Source organism: Streptomyces sp. CY-1 (assembly GCF_047218265.1).
Taxonomy (GTDB): domain Bacteria; phylum Actinomycetota; class Actinomycetes; order Streptomycetales; family Streptomycetaceae; genus Streptomyces; species Streptomyces niphimycinicus.
The window spans coordinates 5,809,246-5,832,412 of record NZ_CP178393.1 but is presented as its reverse complement, the minus strand read 5'-3'; the positions used below and the strand labels follow the sequence as shown (position 1 = coordinate 5,832,412).

Here is a 23,167-nt window from a genome sequence, read left to right as displayed (position 1 = left end):
TGGCTAGGCTCTCCACCGTAGCAATCTCGGTCAGCCGCTCGTCTAGATACCTAAAGGAGTATGTGCGAATGCCTTCTCTGACTTCCGTCCTGGGTGTATTGGACCCGACGAGCGACCGGGCGGTGTTCCGGCAGATCGCTGATGCGCTGCGGGAAGCGATCGACAAGGGGCGCTTCCGGGAAGGGGACAAGCTGCCCTCCGAGACTGAGCTGGTCGATCACTTCGGTGTCTCGCGGATGACCGTGCGGAACGCTCTGTCGCTGCTCCAGCAAGAGGGGCTGGCGGTCTCAGAACATGGCAAGGGGGTCTTCGTCCGGCCCCGGCCACCGGTGAGGCGGCTGGCATCTGACCGGTTCGCCCGGCGGCATAGGGATCAGGGGAAGGCTGCCTTCACGGTGGAGGCGGAAGCGGCGGGGAGCCGTCCGGAGGTGGATAACCTCGAGGTGAATGAGGAGCGGCCGTCGCCGGATATCTCGGCTCGGCTGGGTTCGCCTCGTAAGGTGCTGGCTCGGCGGCGGCGGTATCTGCTGGATGGGCGGCCGGTGGAGTTCGCTACCTCGTATCTGCCGCTGGACCTGGCGCGGAACACGCCGATCGCGCAGCCCAACCCCGGCCCTGGCGGTATCTACGCCCGGCTGGAGGAGATGGGGCACCGCCTGGACCACTTCGACGAGGAGATCCGGGCCCGGATGCCCTCGCCCGCCGAGGTGCGCACGCTCCAGCTCGCCTCCGGGGTACCGGTGATCCACCTGGTCCGGACTGCCTACGACGCCGAGGGGCGGGCGGTGGAGGTGTGTGACACCGTGATGGCCGCTGACGCGTACGTCCTCGCCTACCAGCTTCCCGCCAACTGACGCATGACCGGGGCGTGGTGGCCCCCGGCTGCTTCTTCTGACTCGTACACACGAAGACGCATACTCGTATAGACGAGTGGGCAAGCTGTGTGGCATGGTGGTCCTCGTTCCCGCTCGTTCGGGTTCGAAGGCGGCAACTCATCTACACAAGTAGGTGGGTTGAATGCGAGATGAGGAGAAGTAGTTGCGTTCCATTCGAGTTGAGACCTCCGGTGCCACGGTTCTGCTGACTGAGGCGCCGGAGCCGAAGGTGAAAGACCGGCAGACCGGCGAGATCGCCAAGGATGCGCAGAGCGGCGAGACGCTGATGCGGCTCGGCGTCGTCTACATCGACGGCGGGGAGTCCTCGCTGCTTCAGGTCACCGTGCCGGAAAGCGGCGTGACGGAGGGGCTGGCCCTCGGTTCGCCGGTCACCCTGATCGGCCTGATCGCCCGGCCCTGGGACACCGTGTTCAACGGGCAGCAGCGGCACGGGATCGCCTTCCGGGCCGAGGCCATCGTCCCGGCCGCCATATCAGTGGGTGCGGGGGCCTGAGCCTGATGGCTGACGTGATGACGTTGATGGAGATGGGTGGTCCGGTCGCCGGAATCGTTGGCGGGGCTGCCTACCTCCGGGCCCGGCACCCGGCCGCCTACTGGTCCACGGTCGGGATGCCCATCTCCACGGCCCGGCTGCTCGGGTCGTACGGATCGGTGATGGACGCGTGTGGGCTGACCGTTCCGCCATCCCGGCTGCGGGCCTGGGCGGTACAGGCATTTACGCATCGGGAGGTCCGGCCGGTTCCGCCTCGTCGAGGGCTCATCCGGCCTACGTCGACCGGGCTGAGGGTTCGGCTGCGGTTGGCGCCGGGTCAGGAACCGGCGGACGTGGCGGCCTCGGCCGAACGGCTGCGGCATGCCTGGGGAGTTCACGGCGCGTATGTGGAGGAGATCAAGCCGGGTGTGGTCGAGCTGCGGCTGATCGGCTTCGATGTGCTTCGGAAGGTGCGGATGCCGCGCAAGACCGGGGGTGGCTTCCTGAAGGTGCCGGTGGCGCTGCGGGAGGACGCGACGCCGTTCGTCCGGGACTACCGGGCTATCCCGCACCAGCTCACCCTGGGCGCCACTTTGTCGGGGAAGTCGATGTTCCTACGGCATCTGATAGCCGGGCTCGCTCGGCAGCCGGTCGCGTTGGTCGGGATCGACTGCAAGCGGGGTGTGGAACTGGCGCCGTTCGCTTCACGGCTTTCGGCGCTGGCGACGGATCCTGTGCAGGCGGCGGAGTTGCTGCCCTTGCTGGTTGGGCTGATGGAGGACCGGTACGACCTGATCAAGGCCCGGCAGGGTATCGCTCCCAGTACCCCGGACGAGGAGATCACCTCTGACATCTGGGGGCTGCCGGAGGAGGAGCGGCCGGTGCCGGTGGTGCTGCTCGTCGATGAGGTGGCTGAGTTGTTCCTGGTCGCCACGCGGAAGGACGAGGAACGGCGGGACGAGATGGTCACCCAGCTCATCCGCCTCGCCCAACTCGGCCGCTCGGCAGGCATCTACCTGGAGGTCTGCGGGCAGCGCTTCGGCGCCGAGCTGGGCAAGGGGGCGACGATGCTGCGGGCTCAGCTGACCGGCCGGGTCTGTCACCGCGTGAACGATGAAGCCTCCGCCAAGATGGCGCTTGGTGACATCGCCCCAGAAGCGGTCGGTGCGGCCTGCGCCATTGCTCCGGAACGGCCCGGTCTTGCGGTCGCCGGGGACACGTCCGGCGGCTGGTCCCGCATCCGCACGCCGTACCTGTCGCTGGCTGAGGCGGCCGAAGTGTGCCGCGAGACCGCTGACCTCGTGCCGGACATGCCCGCGCTCGAACCGTTCCGGCCGGACGTGCCGGCTGTCCCGGTGAGCACTCCGGCGTCCCTGCTCAAGCCGCTTCCGGCCGCTGAGTAATCCACCCGCCTGACGGCTGGCGCGACCGTACCCGCGCCGTGTCCCTACCCCCGCCATGCCTGAAACCGAGAGAGAGTCCCTGTGTCCCGTCCCACCATCTCCGAGGTCTCCGCGCTCCTGGCCGACCTGGCCGACTTCCGCACACGCGGGGCCGGGAGCCGCGCCGAGTTGATGAACCGCAAAGCGGACCTGTTGGAGCGCATCGCCGCTGCTCAGCCCGATGACGCCCAGGCCGCTGAGGTCGCCGCTGCCGCTCGCGCCCGTGCCGACGAACTCACGGCGGGCGGCTGACCGAACCGGAAGGAGTCCCTACCCATGCGCGCTCATCTGGCGCGGGTTGACGCGGTGTTGGTGCAAGCGGTCATCGCTGCCGCGCTGTCTTTCGCGCACCTGCATGACCTGGCCTCGGCGGCCGGGCAGGACGGGTGGAAGGCGTGGGCCTATCCGGTATCCGTTGACCTGCTGCTTGTGGCGGCCTGGCGTCGGCTGCGGTCGGGGGCGTCCAAGGCTGCGGGCTGGTGCTGGTTCGTCGTCGCCCTGGCCGCGTCGCTCGGGGCGAACGTCGCCACCGCCGGACTGCTCGACCTGGCCGACGTACCGGACTGGCTGCGCATCCTCGTCGCCGGATGGCCCGCCGTCGCCTTCCTCGGCGGAACCCTCCTCGCCCACACCGCACCAGCGGCCGAAACCGCGTCGGCTCCGGCCGAACCTGCCGTAGCTGTATCGGTCCCGGTCGCACCGGAAACCGCGGGACTACCCGCCGCCCCAGAGCCCGAACCGAAGCAGCCCGCGCCGCACGTTCCGGCCGCGCTCGTGAACCACGCGCGCAAGCTCGCCGACGACCACCACGCCCGTACCGGATCGCCCATCGACACCGACACCCTTCGCGCCCGCCTCGGCGTCCCCGCACCGCTGGCTGACGCCATCGCTTCCCGTCTCTGAAGGAGTCCACGATGCTCCGCCGCTTCCGCAACGTTGCTCGTATCGGTCCAGTCCGCGTCGGCACCGCCAACGACCAGCGGGGCCGCGTGAAGCACACCGCCGTGTGCACCGCTCCCCGGTGTGACTTCTCCGCCGACTACGACACCCGCGCTGCCGCCGAGCTGGCCGCCCGTACGCACCGCTGCCCCGTCCGCTGAAAGGAGATCGCCCGTGACCGTCAGCTTGCCCCTGGTCCTCGTCCTCGGCGCTGCCGCCTGGATCGCGATCAAGTTCATGGGCGTCCGCCTGTGGGTCGCCGTCGTGATCGCGCTGTTCGGCTTCTGGCTTGCCCACACCGGGCTTGCGCCGTCTGTGGAGTCCGGTACGCGCTCCGGCGTCGACTCCGTCAACGACCAACACGACTAGACGAGTAGCTGAGAGGAGATCGCCGTGTTCCGTCCGAAGTACCCCGAAGCCCCCACGCCGTCGATCGTCCACGTGCCCACCGCCGTCCCGGCGGCCCAGCACAGTCACGCCCCGGCCTGCTCCTGCCAGCGCACCACCGCGCCCGCTCCAGCTCGCCCGGCCGGGGTCTTAAGCGGGCTCAACGTCGGAACGGTCGGCGCCGTGGTCACGGTCGGCATCGTCCTGACCGCCCTGCTCGCCGCTGTCGCCGTGACGGCTGTCTCCGTCGCCGTGGCTGCCGTCGTCATGCGCTCGCTCCTGGCCAGCCAGCGCCGCCGCTGATCCACACCACACGACTGCCGGGGCGGCCTCGATACCGCCAAGCATCCGCCGCCCCGGCAGCCCAATCCCTCCCGACCCATGAGCCGAAAGAGGAGACCCCATCATTACCCGCACCACCCCGCCACCGCTGCCCGAACTGGGCACCCTGGCAGCACTCGGCACCATGCCCGCACTGCTCCGCCAACTCTCCGGTCTCGGCGGCTGCACCAACCCCGTCCGCCTCGACGGCCACCGCACCGAACACCACCTCAACCAGGACACCGGCGAGATCGGCCGCGTCCTCCGACACCTGGACTCCGCCGAGCTGCCCGCCGGGCATCTCCTGGTCCGCTGCAACAACCGCCGCACCACTCGCTGTGCGGCTTGCGCCGAGACCTACCGACGCGACACCTTCCACCTGATCACCGCCGGGCTACGCGGTGGCAAAGGCACCCCGGAAGACGTCGCCACTCATCCGCGCGTCTTCGCCACCTTCACCGCACCCAGCTTCGGCCCCGTCCACAACCGGCCAACCGGCCCGGCTGGCACGGTCCGCCCGTGCCGGTGCGGCGTCCGCCACGACCAGGACGACGACGCCCTTGGTGCGCCTCTCGCCCCGGACCGGTACGACTACGAATCGGCGGTGCTCTGGAACGCTCACGCGGGCATGCTGTGGCGGCGGTTCTCGATCTACCTGCGGCGGGAGGTCGCCAAGCGGGCCGGACTCAGTCAGCGAGCCCTCCGCGAGCACGCCCGGCTGTCCTTCGCCAAGGTCGCCGAGTACCAGAAGCGGGGAGCTGTTCACTTCCATGCCGTGATCCGCATCGACGGTCCCGGCGGTGGCGACACCCTGCCCCCGGCCTGGGCCACCGTCGAGCTGCTGGCCGACGCTATCCAGGCGGCTACGCCCAAGGCGCAGGTTGCTGGGCCGGTCATCGACGGGCGGGCCCACACGTTCGCCTTCGGTGACGAGCTCGATGTACGGCCCATCCGAGGCGCCGACTTCAACAGCGGCCAGGAGCTGACCGACCGGGCCGTTGCCGCCTACATCGCCAAGTACGCCACCAAGGGCGCCGAGACCGCGACCGGAGCCCTGGACCGACCCATACGGCTCATCGCCGAAGTCGCCCAGCTTGACATCAGCGAGCATGCGCGGCGTCTCGTCCGCACCGTCTGGGCGCTCGGCGCCCGTAAGGACCTGGAACACCTCCGGCTCCGTGCCTGGGCTCACATGCTCGGCTTCCGGGGCCACTTCTCCACCAAATCCCGCCGCTACTCCACCACCCTCGGCGCGCTGCGCGATGCCCGCGCCGCATGGCGACGTGCCCAAACTGCCGCGCCTGAGCCGGAGCAGGACAACACCACGCTGGTCCTCGCCCACTGGGTCTACGCCGGTACGGGCCTCACCCCCGCTGAGGAATGGCTCAGCGCCACCATCGCCCCCGCTCCAGGAACGGAAGGAGAACCGACCCATGCGTGACCGGTACCTCAGCGTTGCCCAGGTGGCCGAGCTGCTGGGGACCACTCAGCGCTTCCCTCGACGGCTGGTCGCTGAGCGGCGCATCAAGTACGTCAAGGTGGGCCGCCACGTCCGTATCCCGGAGAGCGTCATTCAGGAGTACATCGACGCCAACACGGTGCAGCCTCGGCGTCGTCACCTCCGGAGGGCTGCCTGATGGCCAACGGCAAAGGGAAGCGGCGTCGTTTCGGAGCGGTTCGCAAGCTCCCCTCCGGCCGCTTTCAGGCTCGCTATCCCGGCCCGGACGGGGTTATGCGCCCGGCTCCGGTGACCTTCGAGACTGCGGGCGACGCAGACGACTGGTTGGCGGAGAAACAGACCGAGGTGCGGCGGGGTGATTGGCAGGACCCGGACGCGGGCGCCGTCAGCTTCGAGGAGTACGCCTTGCGGTGGGTGAAGGAGCGCGGCTTGTCGCCCACAACTGACGAGCTGTACAGGCGCCTTCTGCGGCTGCACATCCTCCCCGTCTTCGGCGGGTGGGACCTGGACGAGATCACGCCTCCGCGCGTTCGTACCTGGCGCGCTGAGCGGCTGGAGACCGTGGGGGAGACGACCGTTGCGAAGTCGTACCGGTTGGTGAAAGCCATCCTGGAGACGGCCGTTGAGGACGAGCTGATCCGCCGGAATCCCTGCCGGATTCGCGGGGCAGGGAAGGAGTCGGCGGGCGAGCGTCCCATTGCCACGGTGGAGCAGGTGGATGCGCTCGCCGACGCCATGGGCCCTCGGTGGCGGCTGATGGTCTACATCGCCGCGTACGGCCCGGCTCGCCCCGAGGAGCAGGCGGAGATGCGGCGGCCTGACGTAGACCTCGAAACGGTCGGCGTGTGGGTGCGCCGGGCGGCTCCCGAGCTGACAACCGGCCGGCGGGTGGTGGGCGATACGAAGTCGGAGGCGGGGAAGCGGTTCATCGTGCTGCCCGGCTTCATACGGAAAGACCTGGAGCAGCATGTGAAGTGGTTCGCCGAGAAGGAGCCGAACGGGCTGCTCTTCGTCGGCGAGAAGGGGGCGCCGTTCCGCCGGTCCTCCTTTGGGCGGAAGTGGCGACGGGCGCGGGCCAAAGTGGGGCTGCCGGGAGATTTTCGTTTCTACGATCTTCGTCACACTGGTCACACGCTCTCGACCCAATCCGGGGCGACGCTCAAGGACACGATGGTGCGCGCCGGGCAGTCGTCCACGCGGGCCGCGCTCATCTACCAGCACTCGACGCTTGAGCGTCAGAAGGAGGTGGCCGCCGGGATCGATGCCCGCGTTGCCGCCGACCGCCAGGCGGCCAAGGCCGCCGCCGAGAAGCACGACGATCAGGCATCTGGCACGGATCTGGCACGAGACGCTTAGAGAGGTCTAGACAACAAACAAGCCCCGGGCCGCTGGCCTGGGGCTTTGTGCTGGAGCGGGTGACGGGAATCGAACCCGCGCTCTGAGCTTGGGAAGCTCATGTTCTACCATTAAACTACACCCGCGAGGGGCGCCTGATCTCGGCGCCGCATCGTCGGACACTTTACCCCATGGCTGACCCCAGGCGCATTCGTCATGGGGTCTTCGTGCTGTTCGGGGTGGATTCTGGGGTGTTTTGGGGTGGAATTCTGGCGTGTGGGTGGGGCGGAAGCGGCTGTTGGGGTGCGGGAGTTGGGCGTACGGTGGGGGTGCGGAGTGCCGCGTGGAGTGGTGGGTGGTTGATCCCCTAATGTGGCTTTTGTCGTCCACGCCGTTCACGTTCTTGGGGAAGGGACTCAATGGAGCGCACCGTCGTCCGTTGTGCTGAAGGGCACGTATTCAGCACCGCCTCGTTCCCGATGCAGCACCTCACCGTCGACCGCATTGGTCCCGGCCGGTTGCTGCGGTGTCCGCGTTGCGCCCGGCTTCGGCACGCTGTGCCGGTGGGTGCCGAGAAGCGGTAAGCGGTAGCCGATGAAGCCGCAGGGTGCGGGCCCGGTCCGGTGGGGCCGGGCCTGTGCCGTGGGGGTGGGTCCGATGTGCGTATCCTCTTCGGGTGCTTCTCTCAGACAAGGACATCCGGGCCGAGATCGACGCCGGACGGGTGCGGATTGATCCGTACGACCCGGCGATGGTGCAGCCGTCGAGTATCGATGTACGGCTGGACCGGTTCTTCCGGGTGTTCGAGAACCACCGCTATCCCCATATCGACCCGGCGGTGGAGCAGCCCGATCTGACGCGGCTCGTGGAGCCCGAGGGCGAGGACGCGTTCATCCTGCATCCCGGGGAGTTCGTGCTCGCCTCGACGTACGAGGTCGTATCGCTGCCCGATGACATCGCCTCGCGGCTCGAGGGGAAGTCGAGTCTGGGGCGGCTGGGGCTGCTGACGCACTCCACGGCGGGGTTCATCGACCCCGGGTTCTCCGGGCATGTCACGCTCGAGCTGTCGAATGTCGCGACGCTGCCGATCAAGCTGTGGCCGGGGATGAAGATCGGGCAGCTCTGCATGTTCCGGCTGACCTCGCCCGCCGAGCATCCTTACGGTTCCGCCCATTACGGTTCCCGCTATCAGGGGCAGCGCGGGCCGACGCCCTCGCGGTCGTTCCAGCGCTTCCATCGGACGAAGGTATGAGCGGCATGGGTGAGCAGCGCGAGAACCTTACGTACGAGCGGTTCGGGGTCGCCGTCCGCGAGCTGGCGGAGAAGATCGCCGAGGATGGGTACGAGCCCGACATCGTGCTCTCCATAGCCCGGGGCGGGGTCTTCGTGGCCGGTGGGCTGGCGTACGCGCTCGACTGCAAGAACATCCACCTGGTGAACGTGGAGTTCTACACGGGCGTGGGGACCACCCTCGACATGCCCGTGATGCTCGCGCCCGTGCCCAACGCGATCGACTTCTCCGACAAGAAGGTGCTGATCGCCGATGACGTGGCGGACACCGGCAAGACGCTGAAGCTGGTCCGTGACTTCTGCCTCGGCTCGGTCGCCGAGGTGCGCAGCGCGGTGATCTACGAGAAGCCGCAGTCGCTGGTGAAGTGCGAGTACATCTGGAAGCACACCGATCAGTGGATCAACTTCCCGTGGAGCGTCGAACCGCCCGTCGTGCGGCGGGAGGGCCAGGTACGGGACGCCTGATGGGTGCGGGAAGCCTCTGAAGGGTGCGGGACGCCTGATGGGTGATGGGCGCCTTACGGGTGCACTGGTGCCAAGCCCGTGCGGTGGCGCGTGAGATGAGGAAGGGGCCCGCGGCGCGGGCCCCTTGGTCGTGCGGAATGCGGTGGCCGCCTTACAGCGTCCCCAGCTTCAGCAGGCTCAGCAGGGCGATGAGCTGGAGCGCCGAGGCGCCCAGTGCCTTCTGCCACGGCAGGTCGTGCGACTTGCTCACCATCGTGGTGAAGAGCGCGCCCGCGGCCAGCCAGGTCAGCCAGCCCACCACCTTCACCAGCGAGCTGTCGCCGCCCAGGAAGAGCGCGAACACCAGCCGCGGCGCGTCCGTGATCGACATGATCAGCATCGAGAGGCCGATGGTCGGTGCCCAGGTGCCGTCGCCGCCCAACTGGCGGGCGAGGGTGTGGGTGACGGCGCCCAGGATCAGCGCGCTGATCACCATGGCGACGCCCGCGGTGAGCACCCACGGGATGCTGTTGCCCATGGAAGCGTTGAGGACGTCCTCGCGGGCGTCGTCGAAGCCGAAGACCGCCAGCAGACCGTAGACGAAGGTCACGATCAGCGCCGGGCCCCACACCGCGTAGTCCCGCATCTGCCAGAAGGTGGCCGACGGGCGCAGCACGATGCCGCTCAGCAGTTGCTGCCAGTGCAGCCGGGGGCCGGCGGGCGGGGCGGTGGACGAGCCGGCGCGGTAGGTCTGCCCGCCGTAGCCGTCGTCGTACGAACCGGGGGCCTGGCCGTACGGGTCGTACGCGTCGGGCGCCTCGCCGACGCTGAACTGCTGTGTATGGCCCGCGTTGTTGTCGGCGTAGCCGCCGCCCTGGCCGTACGGTCTCTGCCCCTGGCCATGGCCTCCGTGCCCGGGGCCAGGGCCGTGCCCGGGGCCGTAGTGCGGGTTCTGGCCGCCGAAGTACTCCGGCTCTCCCTGTGAGGAGGGCTGCTGCCACTGCGGCGGCTGCTGACCGCCGTACGGCTCCTGCTGTCCGTACGGCGACTGCGGCGGCCGCTGCTGCTGCCCTTGTTGCGCGGAGTGGGAGTCCCGTCCGCGTCCGATCCTGAATCCAGCCACCATTCGAACGTACCCGGTCGTAGCGGGCCGGGCGCGGGAGCTGTGTGGCGGACCAGGCTTTGCGGCCGAACTGTGACATCCCTTAGGGGGTCCCTTATGGGTTTTCCCCCGGCGGCTCCTGAGGGTATCCGGTGTACCCGCCCGGGGTTCCCCCGGCGTTCGCCCGTCCTCGCAAGACGTCTTCGTAACGCCCGTCTTCGCAAGACGCCCTCGCAAGACGCCCTCGCGCTCTCGGCTCGCCGCCCTAGTGCGCGTCCGCCCCGAACGGCTTGCTGCTGAAGGCCGTCTTGTCCTTCGTGCCGTCCGTGATCCACCACCACTCGGGGCGTTCGCCGTACCGCGAGAAGGCCAGCCCCGGGCCCCACGCCAGGACGACCTCGTCCTTACCGTCATGATCGAAGTCCGCGACGTCGTAGAGCCGGGCCGCGCGCTCGTCCTTACGGATCGTCTTGCCGTCCACGACGGAAGGTGCCGCGCGGGTCAGGAGGTGACGCCCGGCGACGCGGGGCGTGGCGGTGTGGGAGGCCCGGCGCAGGGTGAGCAGCTCGACGCCGCCCCGGCCGAGCGAGACGGCCAGCTCATCGGTGCCGTCACCGTCGGTGTCGGCGGCGGCCAGCTTGCCCGACATCCCCGGCATCTTGAGAGGGCGTGGTTCCAGAGGGCGCGGATCGGCCCGTCCCGGCCGCGTCGTCCGCTTGTAGTAGACGCTCACCGTCTTACCGATGTCCGGCCGCTCCGTCTCGCCGCCCGGCTCGTCATTGCGGGTGCCGCTGTCGCCGACCGCGACATCGCGGCGGCCGTCGCCGTCGAAGTCGCCGAACGTGATCGCGTTGCCCTCGCGCAGCTTGCGGCCCTTCGTGCTGAGGCCGTGGGAGCCGCCGGGGAGGAGGGTGGAGCCGGACTGGTCGTTGTCGTTGACCGCGTGCACCACCAGATCGGTGGCGCGGTGGCCGTCGGCGGTGTGGGTGCCGGTGCCGTCCGCGGATTGGCCATCGGCGGTGCCATTCGCGGAGTGGCCATCGGCGGTGCCGTCCGCGGAGTCGCTGTCCGCGATGGTGTCCGCGATGAGATCGCCGATCTCGGCGTGGCCGTCCAGCGGGCTCGCGTACGGAACGGTCCGGGCGGCCTTGCCCGCCCGGTTGAACGGCCCGTACAGCACCAGCAGCGAGTGGCGGTCCTCGCGGATCAGGGCCAGGTCGTGGTGGTCGTCGCCGTCGAAGTCGCCGACGGTCGGGCGCTGGGCGTCCACGCCGTCGTCCGGGCCGGTCAACTGGACGCGGGCGGCCGAGCGGGTCATCTGGGGGCCGCCGGGGCCGCCCCAGGAGATGTAGGGGACGGTCCGGACGGTGGCCTGGGTGCGCTCCGTCTCGCGTTCGCCGAGGGCCTCGCCCGCCGTGGTGGTGACGTCGGCGTAGCCGTCGCCGTCGAGGTCGGCCGTGGCCACCTCGGTCGCGCCCGCGACGGTGACGTCCTGGGACGGCAGGCCGAGGTCGCGGTGGCGCAGCACGGTGCGGGTGGCGGGATTCAGACCGTGGGACGAGCCGTGGACGAAGGCGATCCGGCTGGGCAGCCCCCCTTTGCCGGACGGGACGGGGAGCCGCAGATCGGGATAGCCGTCGCCGTTGACGTCATCCGGCAGCCGGCTGCCCTTGCCGTGGGGGACGGGCGCGGTGGCGGTGGGGGTGATGACGGACCCGCTGGCGGAGGAGGAGCGCTCAGCCCGTGCGCCGCCGTCGTCGGGGCCGCAGGCGGCGAGCAGCAGCGCCAGACAGGCCGTACCTGCGGCGATGGAGGCGACGGAGGAGGTGGAGGCGATGGAGGAGGTGGAGGCGATGGAGGAGGTGGAGGCGGTGGGGACGCGGAAGAGGGTGCGGAAAGGAGTGCGGAGAAGGGTGCGGCGTCGGGGGCCCGGGACGCGGCCGGGTGGTGCGGTGGGGGGAGGCGCGGGCGTCATCGGGCCACCTCAACCCATCAGGGCGGCTGAGGCCAAGGGGCGCGGCACTTCGTTACGAGTGTGATGCCTGGCGTTTCGTCCTCGTCCGCTCAATGGCCGTATGGGAGGACGCGGGACCGATCAGTCCGGTTGGCTGTAAAGATGACCTTTGGAGCACAAGGTCTGTCCAGGACATTTACCTATGCGCTGTCGGGCATGATCCTGTAGGGAATTCGTAACGTCGTTGTGAGAAGGGATACTTCACGGCCAGTATCGGTAGTCGGTCGACGCGGAACTTCAACGCGGAAAAGCGGGGGCAGCCATGTGCTTAACGCACGGTGTGCGGGTGACGGGTGAAGCGGCGAGACCGGCGAAAGAGGGGTCGGGCGGGGTGTAGTCGCGATGTCGGACGGGAGCGCTTGGCGCCCGGCGGCGGATGCCGCTCGCCCGCCGCTGAGCGAGGGTGCTAGAAATAACGACATGGCCGGACTTTTCGGTCGACCACGGGTTCCGCCGGCCCGCACGATGAACGACTGGCGTCCACGGGGTCGGCGTGAGGGGCCCCGCTCGGCGTGGGAGCGACGTGGGCGGCGCGTTCAGCAGGACCAGCAGGGTCAGCGGGACCGGCGCGATCAATCCGATCCGCAGGGCTCGCCGGATTCCCATGACCACTGGGATCCGCAGGGCCGCCAGGACGCGTACGCCCAGCGGGGCCCGCAGAAGCGGTCGCCGGTGCGCATCGGCCTGACCGGCGGCGGGTCCGGGCCCGGCTCCGGCCACGGCACCGCACACGGCCGCGGCTACGGGCGGCCCCGGCGGAACCCGGTGCGCGGCGTGCGCACCGTGGCCGGCCAGGTCTTCGTCCTGCAAGTGGGGGTCGTGCTGCTGCTGGTCGTCGCCGCCGTGGTGGCGCTCGTCCTTCAGTCCCGCTACGACAGTGAGCGGGAGGCCCGTAACCGCTCCATGGCGGTCGCCGAGAGCTTCGCGAGCGCGCCGGGGATGGTGAGCGCGATCCGCGGGCCCGATCCGAGCGCCGTGCTCCAGCCGCTCGCCGAGCGCGCCCGTAAGGGCTCCCACGTCGACTTCGTCGTCGTCATGACACCCCAGGGGATCCGCTTCACCCACCCCAATCCCGCCCGGATCGGCAAGCACTTCATGGGCAGCATCCGGGCAGCGGCGGAGGGCCGGACGGTCCAGGAGACCTTCACCGGCACCCTCGGCCTGTCCGTGCGGTCCGTGGTGCCCGTCAAGGACAGCCACGGGAAGGTCGTCGGCCTGGTCGCGGCCGGTATCACGATCAAGAAGGTCAGCGGTGCGGCCGACCATCAGCTTCCGCTGCTGTTCGGCGCGGCCGCGGCCGCGATGGCGCTCGCCACGGCGGGCACGGCCCTGGTCAGCAGGCGGCTGCGGCGCCAGACCCACGGGCTGGACCCGGCCGAGATGACGCGGATGTACGAGCACCATGACGCGGTGCTGCACTCGGTGCGCGAGGGCGTGCTGATCGTCGGCGGCGACAGGCGGCTGGTGCTCGCCAACGACGAGGCGCGCCGGCTCTTCGACCTCCCGCCGGACGCCGAGGGCCGGCTGGTGTCCGAGCTCGGCTTCGATCCGCACACCGCCGCGCTGCTGGTCTCCGGGCGCCCCGCCACCGACGAGGTCCATACGGCCGGTGAGCGGCTGCTGTCCGTCAGCCACCGCCCCACCGACCGCGACGGCGGCCCGCCCGGCAGCGTCGCCACCCTGCGCGACACCACGGAGCTGCGCGCGCTGTCCGGCAAGGTCGACCTCGCGCGCAACCGGCTCAAGCTGCTGTACGACGCGGGCGTCTCCATCGGCACCACGCTGGACGTGGTGCGCACCGCCCAGGAGCTGGCGGAGTACGCGGTGGCCCGGTTCGCCGACTACGTATCGGTGGACCTCGCGGACTCGGTGCTGCGCGGCGAGGAGCCCCCGGACGGAGCGGTGGGCACCGGCGCCCCGGACGCGGGCCCGTGGAGCGCCGTGGCGGTCGCCGACGGCGGCGGTACCGTCCTGCGCCGTACGGCCCTCAGCGGCATCCGGGACGACGGCCCGCTCTACCCCCTCGGCATGCTGATCGAATTCGGCCCGAGCGCGCCCCAGGCCCGCGGCTTCCGCAGCGGAGCGGTGACGGTCGAGCCGGTCCTGGGCGATTTCGCCGGCTGGCAGGAACAGGACCCCGAGCACGCCCGGCGGATCGTCGACTACGGCATCCACTCGATGATCACGGTGCCGCTGCGGGCCCGGGGCGTCGTCCTGGGCGTGGCCAGTTTCATGCGCGCGGAGAAGCCGGAGCCCTTCGAGGAGGACGACATCTCCCTCGCCGAGGAGCTGGTCACCAGGGCCGCCGTCAGCATCGACAACGCCCGGCGCTACACCCGCGAGCACACGATGGCGGTGACCCTTCAGCGCAGCCTGCTGCCCCGGATGCTGCCGGAGCAGAACGCGCTGGATGTGGCGTACCGCTATCTGCCGGCCGAGTCGGGGGTCGGGGGCGACTGGTTCGACGTCATTCCGTTGCCGGGGGCGCGGGTGGCGCTGGTGGTGGGCGATGTCGTCGGGCACGGTCTGCACGCCGCGGCGACGATGGGGCGGCTGCGGACGGCGGTGCACAACTTCTCCACCCTCGATCTGCCGCCCGACGAGATCCTGTCCCACCTCGACGATCTGATCGCCCGGATCGACCAGGACGAGGGCCCCGGCGGACTGGACGGCGACGGCGGTGGGAGCGAGGGGATCACGGGGGCGACGTGTCTGTACGCGATCTACGATCCGGTGACGCGGCGGTGCACGATGGCGCGGGCCGGTCATCCGCCGCCCGCGCTGGTGCGTCCGGATGGCTCGGTGGAGTTCCTCGATCTCCCGGGCGGGCCGCCGCTGGGCCTGGGCGGGCTGCCGTTCGAGACGTCGGAGCTGGACCTGCCCGAGGGCAGCCATCTGGTGCTCTACACGGACGGCCTGATCGAGAAGCGCGACCGGGACATCGACACCGGTCTGGAGATGCTGCGCGATGCCCTGTCCCACCCCGGCCGGACGCCCGAGGACGCCTGTACGGCCGTGCTGGACGCGCTGCTGCCCGACCGCCCGAGCGATGACATCGCGCTGATCGTGGCCCGTACGAGGGTGCTGGAGTCCGGTCTGACGGCCGACTGGGAGGTGGCCTGTGACCCGTCGCAGGTGGCCGCGGTGCGGGCCGCGGTGGCCCAGAAGCTGGCGGAGTGGGATCTGGGCGATGTCGCGTTCACGACCGAGCTCATCCTCAGCGAGCTGATCACCAACGCGATCCGCTATGCGACCGGCCCGATCCGGGTGCGGCTGCTCTGCGACCGCAGCCTGATCTGCGAGGTCTTCGACACCAGCAGCACCTCCCCGCATCTGCGGTACGCGGGGACGACGGACGAGGGCGGCCGGGGGCTCTTCCTGGTCTCGCAGTTCGCCGACCGCTGGGGCACTCGCTACACCTCGGACGGCAAGGTCATCTGGACCGAGCAGGCGCTGCCGCTGTCGAAGAGCGGCAAGCCGCGGTCGTAAGGGCCTCAGGGCGCTCCAAGGGCTCGCATGAAAGCCATAAGGCGCTCACGGGGCCGTAGGGGCTAGTGACGGGGCCGTAGGGCTCCTGAGGCCCGTCAAAGCCGTCAAGGGGGCAACGCGGCCACCGAGGGGCAACGCGGCCACCTTACGGCCCCCAGCACAGCCAGAAGCCCGCCCACGGACCCCGTGGGCGGGCTTCTGCGCTTCGCACCGGTTGCGGCGTTACTTGGCCGGGGCCGGCTCCGGCTCCTCGGCGCTCTTGCCGCCGTCCTCCGGCTCGGCCGGGGTCCTCACCGAGTCGAGGAGCAACTGCGCCACGTCCACGACCTGGAGCTCTTCCTTCGCCTTTCCGTCGTTCTTCTTGCCGTTGACGGAGTCGGTCAGCATCACCAGGCAGAACGGGCAGGCGGTGGAGACGATGTCCGGGTTGAGGGACAGCGCCTCGTCCACGCGCTCGTTGTTGACGCGCTTGCCGATCCGCTCCTCCATCCACATCCGGGCGCCGCCCGCGCCACAGCAGAAGCCGCGCTCCTTGTGGCGGTGCATCTCCTCGTTCCGCAGCCCCGGCACCTTGGCGATGATCTCGCGCGGCGGGGTGTAGACCTTGTTGTGGCGGCCCAGGTAGCAGGGGTCGTGGTAGGTGATCAGGCCCTCGACCGGGGTGACCGGGACCAGCTTGCCCTCGTCGATGAGGTGCTGGAGCAACTGGGTGTGGTGGATGACCTCGAACTCGCCGCCGAGCTGCGGGTACTCGTTCGCGATGGTGTTGAAGCAGTGCGGGCAGGTCGCGACGATCTTCTTCTTGGCCTTCTCGACGGTGACGCCTTCCTCGGCATCCTCCCCGAAGGCCATGTTCAGCATCTCGACGTTCTGCTGGCCGAGCTGCTGGAAGAGGAACTCATTGCCCAGACGGCGGGCGGAGTCACCGGTGCACGCCTCGTCGCCGCCCATGATCGCGAACTTGACGCCCGCGATGTGCAGCAGCTCCGCGAATGCCTTGGTGGTCTTCTTCGCCCGGTCCTCCAGGGCGCCCGCGCAGCCGACCCAGTACAGGTAGTCGACCTCGGTGAGGTCCTCGATGTCCTTGCCGACGACCGGCACCTCGAAGTCGACTTCCTTGGTCCACGCGAGGCGCTGCTTCTTGGCCAGCCCCCAGGGGTTGCCCTTCTTCTCCAGGTTCTTGAGCATCGTGCCCGCCTCGGACGGGAACGAGGACTCGATCATCACCTGGTAGCGGCGCATGTCCACGATGTGGTCGACGTGCTCGATGTCCACCGGGCACTGCTCGACGCACGCGCCGCAGGTGGTGCAGGACCACAGCACGTCCGGGTCGATGACGCCATTCTCCTCGAGCGTGCCGATCAGCGGGCGCTCGGCCTCGGCCAGGGCCGCGGCGGGCACATCGGCAAGCTGCCCCTCGCCGGCCTTCTCCTCGCCCTCCGCCGTCTTGCCGCCACCGGCGAGCAGATACGGCGCCTTGGCGTGCGAGTGGTCGCGCAGCGCCATGATCAGCAGCTTGGGCGACAGCGGCTTGCCGGTGTTCCAGGCGGGGCACTGCGACTGGCAGCGGCCGCATTCGGTGCAGGTGGAGAAGTCGAGGATGCCCTTCCAGGAGAAGTGCTCGATCTGCGAGACGCCGAACTGGGCGTCCTCGTCCGGGTCCTCGAAGTCGATCGGCTTGCCCTCGCTCACCATCGGCTGAAGCGCGCCGAGGGCCACATCGCCGTCCGCGTTGCGCTTGAACCAGATGTTCGGGAAGGCGAGGAAGCGGTGCCAGGCGATGCTCATGTCGAGGTTGGTGCTGACCGTGATCATCCAGATCATGGTCGTACCGAGCTTGATCATCGCGAACAGGTAGGTCAGGTTCTGCACCGTGTCCACGCTGAGCCCGTCGAAGAGCTGGACCAGCGGATACGAGGCGAAGTACGCGGGCTCGTAAGTGTCGACGTGGTGCAGCGCGCCCTCGGTGCCGCGCAGGGCCATGATCGCGACGCCGATGATGAGGATGACGTACTCGACGAAGTACGCCTGCCAGGCGGTGGAGCCCGCGAACCGGGACTTGCGGCCGGCCCGGCTGGGCAGGTTGAGCAGCCGGATCGCCATCAGCGTCAGGATGCCCAGGGTGGTCATCGTGCCGATGAACTCGATGTACAGCTCGTAGGGGAGGAATCCGCCGAGGATCGGCAGCGTCCAGTCCGCCTGGAAGAGCTGGCCGTAGGCGTTGATGATGGTCGGCGGCAGGGTCAGGAAGCCGATCGCCACGAACCAGTGGGCGACGCCGATCACGCCCCACTTGTTCATGCGGGTGTGCGCGAGGAACTCCCGGGCCAGGGTCACGCTGCGCTGGTAGGGGTTGTCGGTCCTGACCCCCGCTGGGACCGGCGCGCCGAGCTTGAAGAAGCGCACGAACTGTGCGACGGCCCGGCCGAGCAGGGCAACGCCGACCGCGGTGAGGACCAGCGACACGATGATCGCGGCGAGTTGCATATGGGGCTCCTCGAACCTGCGAGCTGGATTACTAAGCAGTAACTTAATGTGGCTTGACCGAGATTACCCGCCCGGACGGGGGCGTATGTAGTCGACGAGCCGGTGATCTGTGTCGCTCACTTGGCCCCCTCTCCCTCTCATCCGTGCTTGGTTGGGCATAAGCCTCATATAAAACTTGAGCCCATGCGACTCAGGTCTGTTGACAGCGGCGATCCGGCTGATGCACGCTTGAGCCTGTTCCACTCAATGCTGTAGCTGGAGGATCCCGAAATGGCACGTGCGGTCGGCATCGACCTGGGTACGACGAACTCCGTCGTCAGTGTTCTCGAGGGCGGTGAGCCCACCGTCATCACCAACGCCGAGGGCGCCAGGACCACGCCGTCCGTCGTGGCGTTCGCGAAGAACGGCGAGGTGCTCGTCGGCGAGGTGGCCAAGCGCCAGGCGGTCACCAACGTCGACCGCACCATCCGGTCGGTCAAGCGCCACATGGGCACCGACTGGAAGGTCAACCTCGACGGCAAGGACTTCAACCCGCAGCAGATGAGCGCCTTCATCCTGCAAAAGCTCAAGCGGGATGCGGAGTCGTACCTCGGCGAGAAGGTCGCGGACGCGGTCATCACCGTCCCGGCGTACTTCAACGACGCCGAGCGCCAGGCCACCAAGGAAGCCGGTGAGATCGCGGGCCTCAACGTCCTGCGTATCGTCAACGAGCCTACCGCCGCCGCGCTCGCCTACGGGCTGGAGAAGGACGACCAGACCATCCTGGTCTTCGACCTCGGTGGCGGCACCTTCGACGTCTCGCTGCTGGAGATCGGCGACGGCGTGGTGGAGGTCAAGGCCACCAACGGTGACAACCACCTCGGTGGTGACGACTGGGACCAGCGCGTCGTCGACTACCTGGTCAAGCAGTTCAACAACGGCCACGGCGTCGACCTGTCCAAGGACAAGATGGCCCTTCAGCGCCTCCGCGAGGCCGCTGAGAAGGCGAAGATCGAGCTCTCCAGCTCGTCCGAGACCACCATCAACCTGCCCTACATCACGGCGTCCGCCGAGGGCCCGCTGCACCTGGACGAGAAGCTCACCCGCGCCCAGTTCCAGCAGCTCACCTCCGACCTGCTGGAGCGCTGCAAGACCCCGTTCCACAACGTCATCAAGGACGCGGGCATCTCGCTGTCCGAGATCGACCACGTGGTCCTGGTCGGTGGCTCGACCCGCATGCCCGCCGTCGCCGAGCTCGTCAAGGAGCTGACCGGCGGCAAGGAGGCCAACAAGGGCGTCAACCCGGACGAGGTCGTCGCCATCGGCGCCTCCCTCCAGGCCGGTGTCCTCAAGGGCGAGGTCAAGGACGTCCTGCTGCTCGACGTCACCCCGCTGTCCCTCGGCATCGAGACCAAGGGCGGCATCATGACCAAGCTGATCGAGCGCAACACGACCATTCCGACCAAGCGCTCGGAGATCTTCACCACGGCCGAGGACAACCAGCCGTCCGTGCAGATCCAGGTCTACCAGGGCGAGCGCGAGATCGCGGCCTACAACAAGAAGCTCGGGATGTTCGAGCTGACCGGCCTGCCGCCGGCCCCGCGCGGCGTGCCGCAGATCGAGGTCACCTTCGACATCGACGCCAACGGCATCATGCACGTCGGCGCGAAGGACCTCGGCACCGGCAAGGAGCAGAAGATGACCGTCACCGGCGGCTCCGCGCTGCCGAAGGACGACATCGACCGCATGATGCGCGAGGCCGAGCAGTACGCGGAGGAGGACCACAAGCGCCGCGAGGCCGCCGAGACCCGCAACCAGGCCGAGCAGCTCGTCTACCAGACGGACAAGTTCCTCAAGGACAACGAGGACAAGGTCCCGGGCGAGGTCAAGACCGAGGTCGAGGAGGCCCTCACCGAGCTGAAGGAGAAGCTCAAGGGTGAGGACACCGCCGAGATCCGCACCGCGACCGAGAAGGTCGCCGCGGTCAGCCAGAAGCTGGGCCAGGCCATGTACGCCAACACCCAGGCGGACGGCCCGGGCGCGGCCGGTGCCGCCGCCGGTGACGCCGGCGCCGCGGGCCAGGCCAAGGCCGATGACGATGTGGTGGACGCCGAGATCGTCGACGACGACAAGGCCGACAAGGGCCAGGGTGGTGCCGCGTGACGGAGGAGACCCCGGGCTTCGAGGAGCAGCCCGACGTCCCCTCCGAGGCCGCGCAGACCCCCGACGACGCGGCGAAGGGCGCCGGGTCCGCCGACAAGGCGGGCCCGGCAGCCCCGGCCGGGGACCTCGAGCAGGTAGCCCTTCAGGCACAACTGGACCAGGTGCGTACCGCCCTCAATGAGCGGACGGCCGACCTCCAGCGGCTCCAGGCGGAGTACCAGAACTATCGGCGCCGGGTCGAGCGGGACCGGGTGACGGTCAAGGAGATCGCCGTGGCGAGCCTCCTGTCCGAGCTGCTGCCCGTGCTCGACGACATCGGCCGGGCCCGTGAGCACGGCGAGCTGGTCGGCGGCTTCAAGTCGGTCGGCGAATCGGTGGAGACGGTGTCGGCGAAGCTGGGCCTTCAGCAGTTCGGCAAGGAGGGCGAGCCCTTCGACCCGCTGGTGCACGAGGCCCTGATGCATTCGTACGCGCCGGATGTCACCGAGACCACGTGCGTGCAGATTCTCCAGCCGGGGTATCGAATCGGCGAGCGCACGATCCGCCCGGCGCGGGTCGCGGTCGCCGAGCCCCAGCCGGGAGCCACCGCCAAGGGCGGCGAGGGCGAGGCCGCGGCGCCGGACGAGGAGAGCGGTGGCCCGGAAGAGGGCTGACGTGACGGTGATCGCGGGAGCAGCAGGAGAGGAGGGACGTCGAGGATGAGCACCAAGGACTTCGTGGAGAAGGACTACTACAAAGTCCTCGGCGTCCCCAAGGACGCGACCGAGGCGGAGATCAAGAAGGCGTACCGGAAGCTCGCCCGCGAGTACCACCCGGACGCCAACAAGGGCGATGCCAAGGCGGAGGACCGCTTCAAGGAGATCTCCGAGGCCAATGACATCCTCGGCGACCCCAAGCGGCGCAAGGAGTACGACGAGGCCCGCTCGCTCTTCGGGAACGGCGGATTCCGCCCCGGTCCCGGCGGTCCGGGCGGCACCGGGAACTTCAACTTCGACCTGGGCGACCTCTTCGGCGGCGCCCAGGGCGGCGGCGGTCCCGGTGGCGGTGGCGCCGGCGGCTTCGGCGGCGGGCTCGGGGATGTCTTCGGCGGGCTGTTCGGCCGCGGCGGCGCCACCCGCGCCCAGCCGCGCCGGGGCCAGGACATCGAGTCCGAGGTGACGCTCAGCTTCACCGAGGCCGTCGAGGGGGCCACGGTCCCGCTGCGGATGTCCAGCCAGGCCCCGTGCAAGGCGTGCTCGGGCACCGGCGACCGGGACGGCACCCCGCGGGTCTGCCCCACCTGTGTCGGCACCGGCCAGGTCAGCCGGGGCGGCGGGGGCGGCTTCTCGCTCACCGACCCGTGCGTGGAGTGCCGCGGCCGCGGCCTGATCGCGCAGAACCCGTGCGAGACCTGCAAGGGCAGCGGACGGGCCCGTTCCGCCCGCACCATGCAGGTCCGGATCCCCGCGGGTGTCAGCGACAGCCAGCGGATCCGGCTGCGCGGCAAGGGTGCCCCCGGCGAGACCGGCGGCCCGGCCGGCGATCTGTATGTGGTCGTGCACGTGGACGCGCATCCGGTCTTCGGCCGTAAGGGCGACAACCTGACCGTCACCGTGCCCGTCACCCTTCCGGAGGCGGCGCTCGGCGGCGAGATCAAGGTCCCGACCCTGGGCGGCCCGCCGGTCACCCTGAAGCTGCCGCCCGGCACGCCCAACGGACGCACGATGCGCGCCCGTGGCAAGGGCGCGGTCCGTAAGGACGGCACGCGCGGAGACCTGCTGGTCACCGTCGAGGTCATGGTGCCGCAGGAGCTGAGTGACACGGCGCGGGACGCGCTGGAGTCGTATCGCGAAGCGACCGTGGGAGAGGACCCACGGGCGGAGCTGTTCAAGGCCGCGAAGGGAGCGTGACCCCAATGGAGTCGCACGGCCGAGGAGGCATCGGAGGCAGGGGCGCCGGCCGGCCCCGTAACCCTTATGAGCTGACCGAGGATTCGCCGGTGTACGTCATCTCGGTGGCGGCCCAGCTTTCCGGGCTGCACCCGCAGACCCTGCGTCAGTACGACCGCCTCGGCCTGGTATCCCCCGACCGTACCGCCGGCCGCGGCCGGCGGTACTCCGCGCGGGACATCCAGTTGCTCCGCCAGGTCCAGCAGTTGTCCCAGGACGAGGGCATCAACCTCGCCGGGATCAAGCGCATCATCGAACTGGAGAACCAGGTCGCGGCTCTCCAGGCCCATGTCGCCGAGCTCCAGGCCGCGGTCGAGGGCGCCGCGACCGCCATGCAGCAGCGCGAGGCCCAGGTCCACGCCTCCTACCGCCGCGACCTGGTCCGCTACCAGGACGTCCAGCAGAGCAGCGCTCTGGTGGTCTGGCGCCCCAAGCGCCCGGAGTAGCACCCCGGCGCGCGGCTGATCGCAGGCCCGGTGACCGTCCTTACGGCCACCGGGCCTTTCGCGTGCCCGGCGGGGCCGCTGGTCGGGCGCGCCGATGGGGCGTGCCGGGTCCACCATGGAGTTATGGGAGGAGGTATCGCCATGGTGGAAGTCAAGACGATCGAGAAGCCGGATGAGCGGCGTGACTTTCCCGGAGGCCATATCGAAGCCCTGCATCTGACCGGGCTGGATTTCGCCGTGGGCACCTTCGAGCCCGGATGGCGCTGGCGGGAGTCGGTGCGGCCGATCGTGGGGACCGATCTGTGCGAGGTCCACCACAGCGGGATCGTGGTCCAGGGCCGGATGCGGCTGCGCACGGCCGATGGCGCGGAGGCCGAGGTGGGGCCCGGGGATGTGTATGTGGTGGCGCCCGGCCATGACGCCTGGGTCGTCGGCGATGAGCAGGTCGTGGTGTACGACGTCGCGGGGCAGATGGCGTTGACGTATGCGAAGTCGAGTGAGGCCGGGGCCTGACACGGGGGGCGGGAGCGGCGTCCTGTAGCGGTTCAGCCGTCGGCAGGGGACGAGATGAGTA

The 23,167-nt window shown here is 69.6% G+C and carries 22 protein-coding genes and 1 tRNA gene; 19 read left to right on the top strand and 4 right to left on the bottom strand.

Annotation, left to right across the window (positions count from 1 at the left end; all coding sequences use genetic code 11):
* The first annotated feature begins 68 nt into the window (after positions 1-68).
* The 11 genes from ACK1X7_RS25070 (at position 69) to ACK1X7_RS25020 (ending at position 7,272) form a co-directional block, all read left to right on the top strand.
* Entirely contained in the window at positions 69-854 is a 786-nt protein-coding gene (locus ACK1X7_RS25070) for a GntR family transcriptional regulator (RefSeq protein ID WP_413115665.1), read from the top strand.
* Between the two features lie 184 nt (positions 855-1,038).
* Positions 1,039-1,389 (top strand): hypothetical protein, encoded by a 351-nt coding sequence (locus ACK1X7_RS25065; RefSeq protein WP_413115664.1) that lies wholly within the window; start codon positions 1,039-1,041, stop codon positions 1,387-1,389.
* Between the two features lie 5 nt (positions 1,390-1,394).
* Positions 1,395-2,771: an FtsK/SpoIIIE domain-containing protein gene (locus ACK1X7_RS25060; RefSeq protein ID WP_413115663.1), complete on the top strand. Its 1,377-nt coding sequence runs from the start codon at positions 1,395-1,397 to the stop codon at positions 2,769-2,771.
* An 81-nt stretch (positions 2,772-2,852) separates the two neighbouring features.
* The gene (locus ACK1X7_RS25055) at positions 2,853-3,062 is read left to right on the top strand and encodes a hypothetical protein (RefSeq protein WP_413115662.1); all 210 of its coding nucleotides are present in this window, start codon (positions 2,853-2,855) and stop codon (positions 3,060-3,062) included.
* Between the two features lie 24 nt (positions 3,063-3,086).
* On the top strand, positions 3,087-3,713 hold the full coding sequence (locus ACK1X7_RS25050) for a DUF2637 domain-containing protein (protein ID WP_413115661.1): 627 nt from the start codon (positions 3,087-3,089) through the stop codon (positions 3,711-3,713).
* 11 nt (positions 3,714-3,724) lie between these two features.
* On the top strand, positions 3,725-3,910 hold the full coding sequence (locus ACK1X7_RS25045) for a mobile element transfer protein (RefSeq protein ID WP_037954184.1): 186 nt from the start codon (positions 3,725-3,727) through the stop codon (positions 3,908-3,910).
* 13 nt (positions 3,911-3,923) lie between these two features.
* On the top strand, positions 3,924-4,118 hold the full coding sequence (locus ACK1X7_RS25040) for a hypothetical protein (RefSeq protein WP_413115660.1): 195 nt from the start codon (positions 3,924-3,926) through the stop codon (positions 4,116-4,118).
* A gap of 24 nt (positions 4,119-4,142) precedes the next feature.
* Positions 4,143-4,439, top strand: a complete 297-nt coding sequence (locus ACK1X7_RS25035; protein ID WP_413115659.1) for a hypothetical protein — start codon at positions 4,143-4,145, stop codon at positions 4,437-4,439.
* Between the two features lie 163 nt (positions 4,440-4,602).
* Positions 4,603-5,898, top strand: a complete 1,296-nt coding sequence (locus ACK1X7_RS25030) for a replication initiator (protein WP_413115658.1) — start codon at positions 4,603-4,605, stop codon at positions 5,896-5,898.
* Positions 5,891-6,094, top strand: a complete 204-nt coding sequence (locus tag ACK1X7_RS25025) for an excisionase family DNA-binding protein (protein WP_413115657.1) — start codon at positions 5,891-5,893, stop codon at positions 6,092-6,094. The genes ACK1X7_RS25030 and ACK1X7_RS25025 overlap by 8 nt, the downstream gene beginning before the upstream one ends.
* Entirely contained in the window at positions 6,094-7,272 is a 1,179-nt protein-coding gene (locus tag ACK1X7_RS25020) for a tyrosine-type recombinase/integrase (RefSeq protein WP_413115656.1), read from the top strand. Before ACK1X7_RS25025 ends, ACK1X7_RS25020 begins: the two co-directional genes overlap by 1 nt.
* A 51-nt stretch (positions 7,273-7,323) precedes the next feature.
* Here the strand turns inward: ACK1X7_RS25020 and ACK1X7_RS25015 are convergent.
* Positions 7,324-7,397, bottom strand: a tRNA-Gly gene (locus ACK1X7_RS25015).
* A 530-nt stretch (positions 7,398-7,927) separates the two neighbouring features.
* Between ACK1X7_RS25015 and dcd the strand changes: the two genes are divergently transcribed.
* On the top strand, positions 7,928-8,503 hold the full coding sequence (dcd, locus tag ACK1X7_RS25010; protein ID WP_078642588.1) for a dCTP deaminase: 576 nt from the start codon (positions 7,928-7,930) through the stop codon (positions 8,501-8,503).
* 5 nt (positions 8,504-8,508) lie between these two features.
* A complete protein-coding gene (locus tag ACK1X7_RS25005) occupies positions 8,509-9,006 on the top strand; it encodes a phosphoribosyltransferase (RefSeq protein WP_361493438.1) in 498 nt (165 codons plus the stop codon).
* A 151-nt stretch (positions 9,007-9,157) separates the two neighbouring features.
* Here the strand turns inward: ACK1X7_RS25005 and ACK1X7_RS25000 are convergent, their stop codons facing one another.
* Together ACK1X7_RS25000 and ACK1X7_RS24995 are read right to left on the bottom strand one after the other, a co-directional pair.
* The gene (locus ACK1X7_RS25000) at positions 9,158-10,111 is read right to left on the bottom strand and encodes a Yip1 family protein (protein ID WP_390793767.1); all 954 of its coding nucleotides are present in this window, start codon (positions 10,109-10,111) and stop codon (positions 9,158-9,160) included.
* Between the two features lie 241 nt (positions 10,112-10,352).
* Positions 10,353-12,062, bottom strand: coding sequence for a VCBS repeat-containing protein (locus ACK1X7_RS24995; RefSeq protein WP_413115655.1), 1,710 nt, complete (start codon positions 12,060-12,062; stop codon positions 10,353-10,355).
* Between the two features lie 504 nt (positions 12,063-12,566).
* Here ACK1X7_RS24995 and ACK1X7_RS24990 point away from each other — a divergent pair.
* A complete protein-coding gene (locus ACK1X7_RS24990; protein WP_385148360.1) occupies positions 12,567-15,590 on the top strand; it encodes a SpoIIE family protein phosphatase in 3,024 nt (1,007 codons plus the stop codon).
* A gap of 222 nt (positions 15,591-15,812) precedes the next feature.
* Here ACK1X7_RS24990 and ACK1X7_RS24985 read toward each other — a convergent pair whose 3' ends face one another.
* Entirely contained in the window at positions 15,813-18,077 is a 2,265-nt protein-coding gene (locus tag ACK1X7_RS24985; RefSeq protein ID WP_385148208.1) for a (Fe-S)-binding protein, read from the bottom strand.
* A 270-nt stretch (positions 18,078-18,347) separates the two neighbouring features.
* Here ACK1X7_RS24985 and dnaK point away from each other — a divergent pair, with 270 nt between their 5' ends.
* The 5 genes from dnaK (at position 18,348) to ACK1X7_RS24960 (ending at position 23,106) form a co-directional block, all read left to right on the top strand.
* The gene (gene dnaK, locus ACK1X7_RS24980; RefSeq protein ID WP_216343767.1) at positions 18,348-20,219 is read left to right on the top strand and encodes a molecular chaperone DnaK; all 1,872 of its coding nucleotides are present in this window, start codon (positions 18,348-18,350) and stop codon (positions 20,217-20,219) included.
* The gene (grpE, locus tag ACK1X7_RS24975) at positions 20,216-20,872 is read left to right on the top strand and encodes a nucleotide exchange factor GrpE (RefSeq protein ID WP_385148212.1); all 657 of its coding nucleotides are present in this window, start codon (positions 20,216-20,218) and stop codon (positions 20,870-20,872) included. Before dnaK ends, grpE begins: the two co-directional genes overlap by 4 nt.
* A gap of 45 nt (positions 20,873-20,917) precedes the next feature.
* Entirely contained in the window at positions 20,918-22,108 is a 1,191-nt protein-coding gene (dnaJ, locus tag ACK1X7_RS24970) for a molecular chaperone DnaJ (protein ID WP_390793769.1), read from the top strand.
* A 5-nt stretch (positions 22,109-22,113) separates the two neighbouring features.
* Positions 22,114-22,593: a heat shock protein transcriptional repressor HspR gene (locus ACK1X7_RS24965; RefSeq protein WP_385148218.1), complete on the top strand. Its 480-nt coding sequence runs from the start codon at positions 22,114-22,116 to the stop codon at positions 22,591-22,593.
* Between the two features lie 141 nt (positions 22,594-22,734).
* Positions 22,735-23,106, top strand: coding sequence for a cupin domain-containing protein (locus ACK1X7_RS24960; protein ID WP_351883268.1), 372 nt, complete (start codon positions 22,735-22,737; stop codon positions 23,104-23,106).
* Positions 23,107-23,167 lie beyond the last annotated feature (61 nt).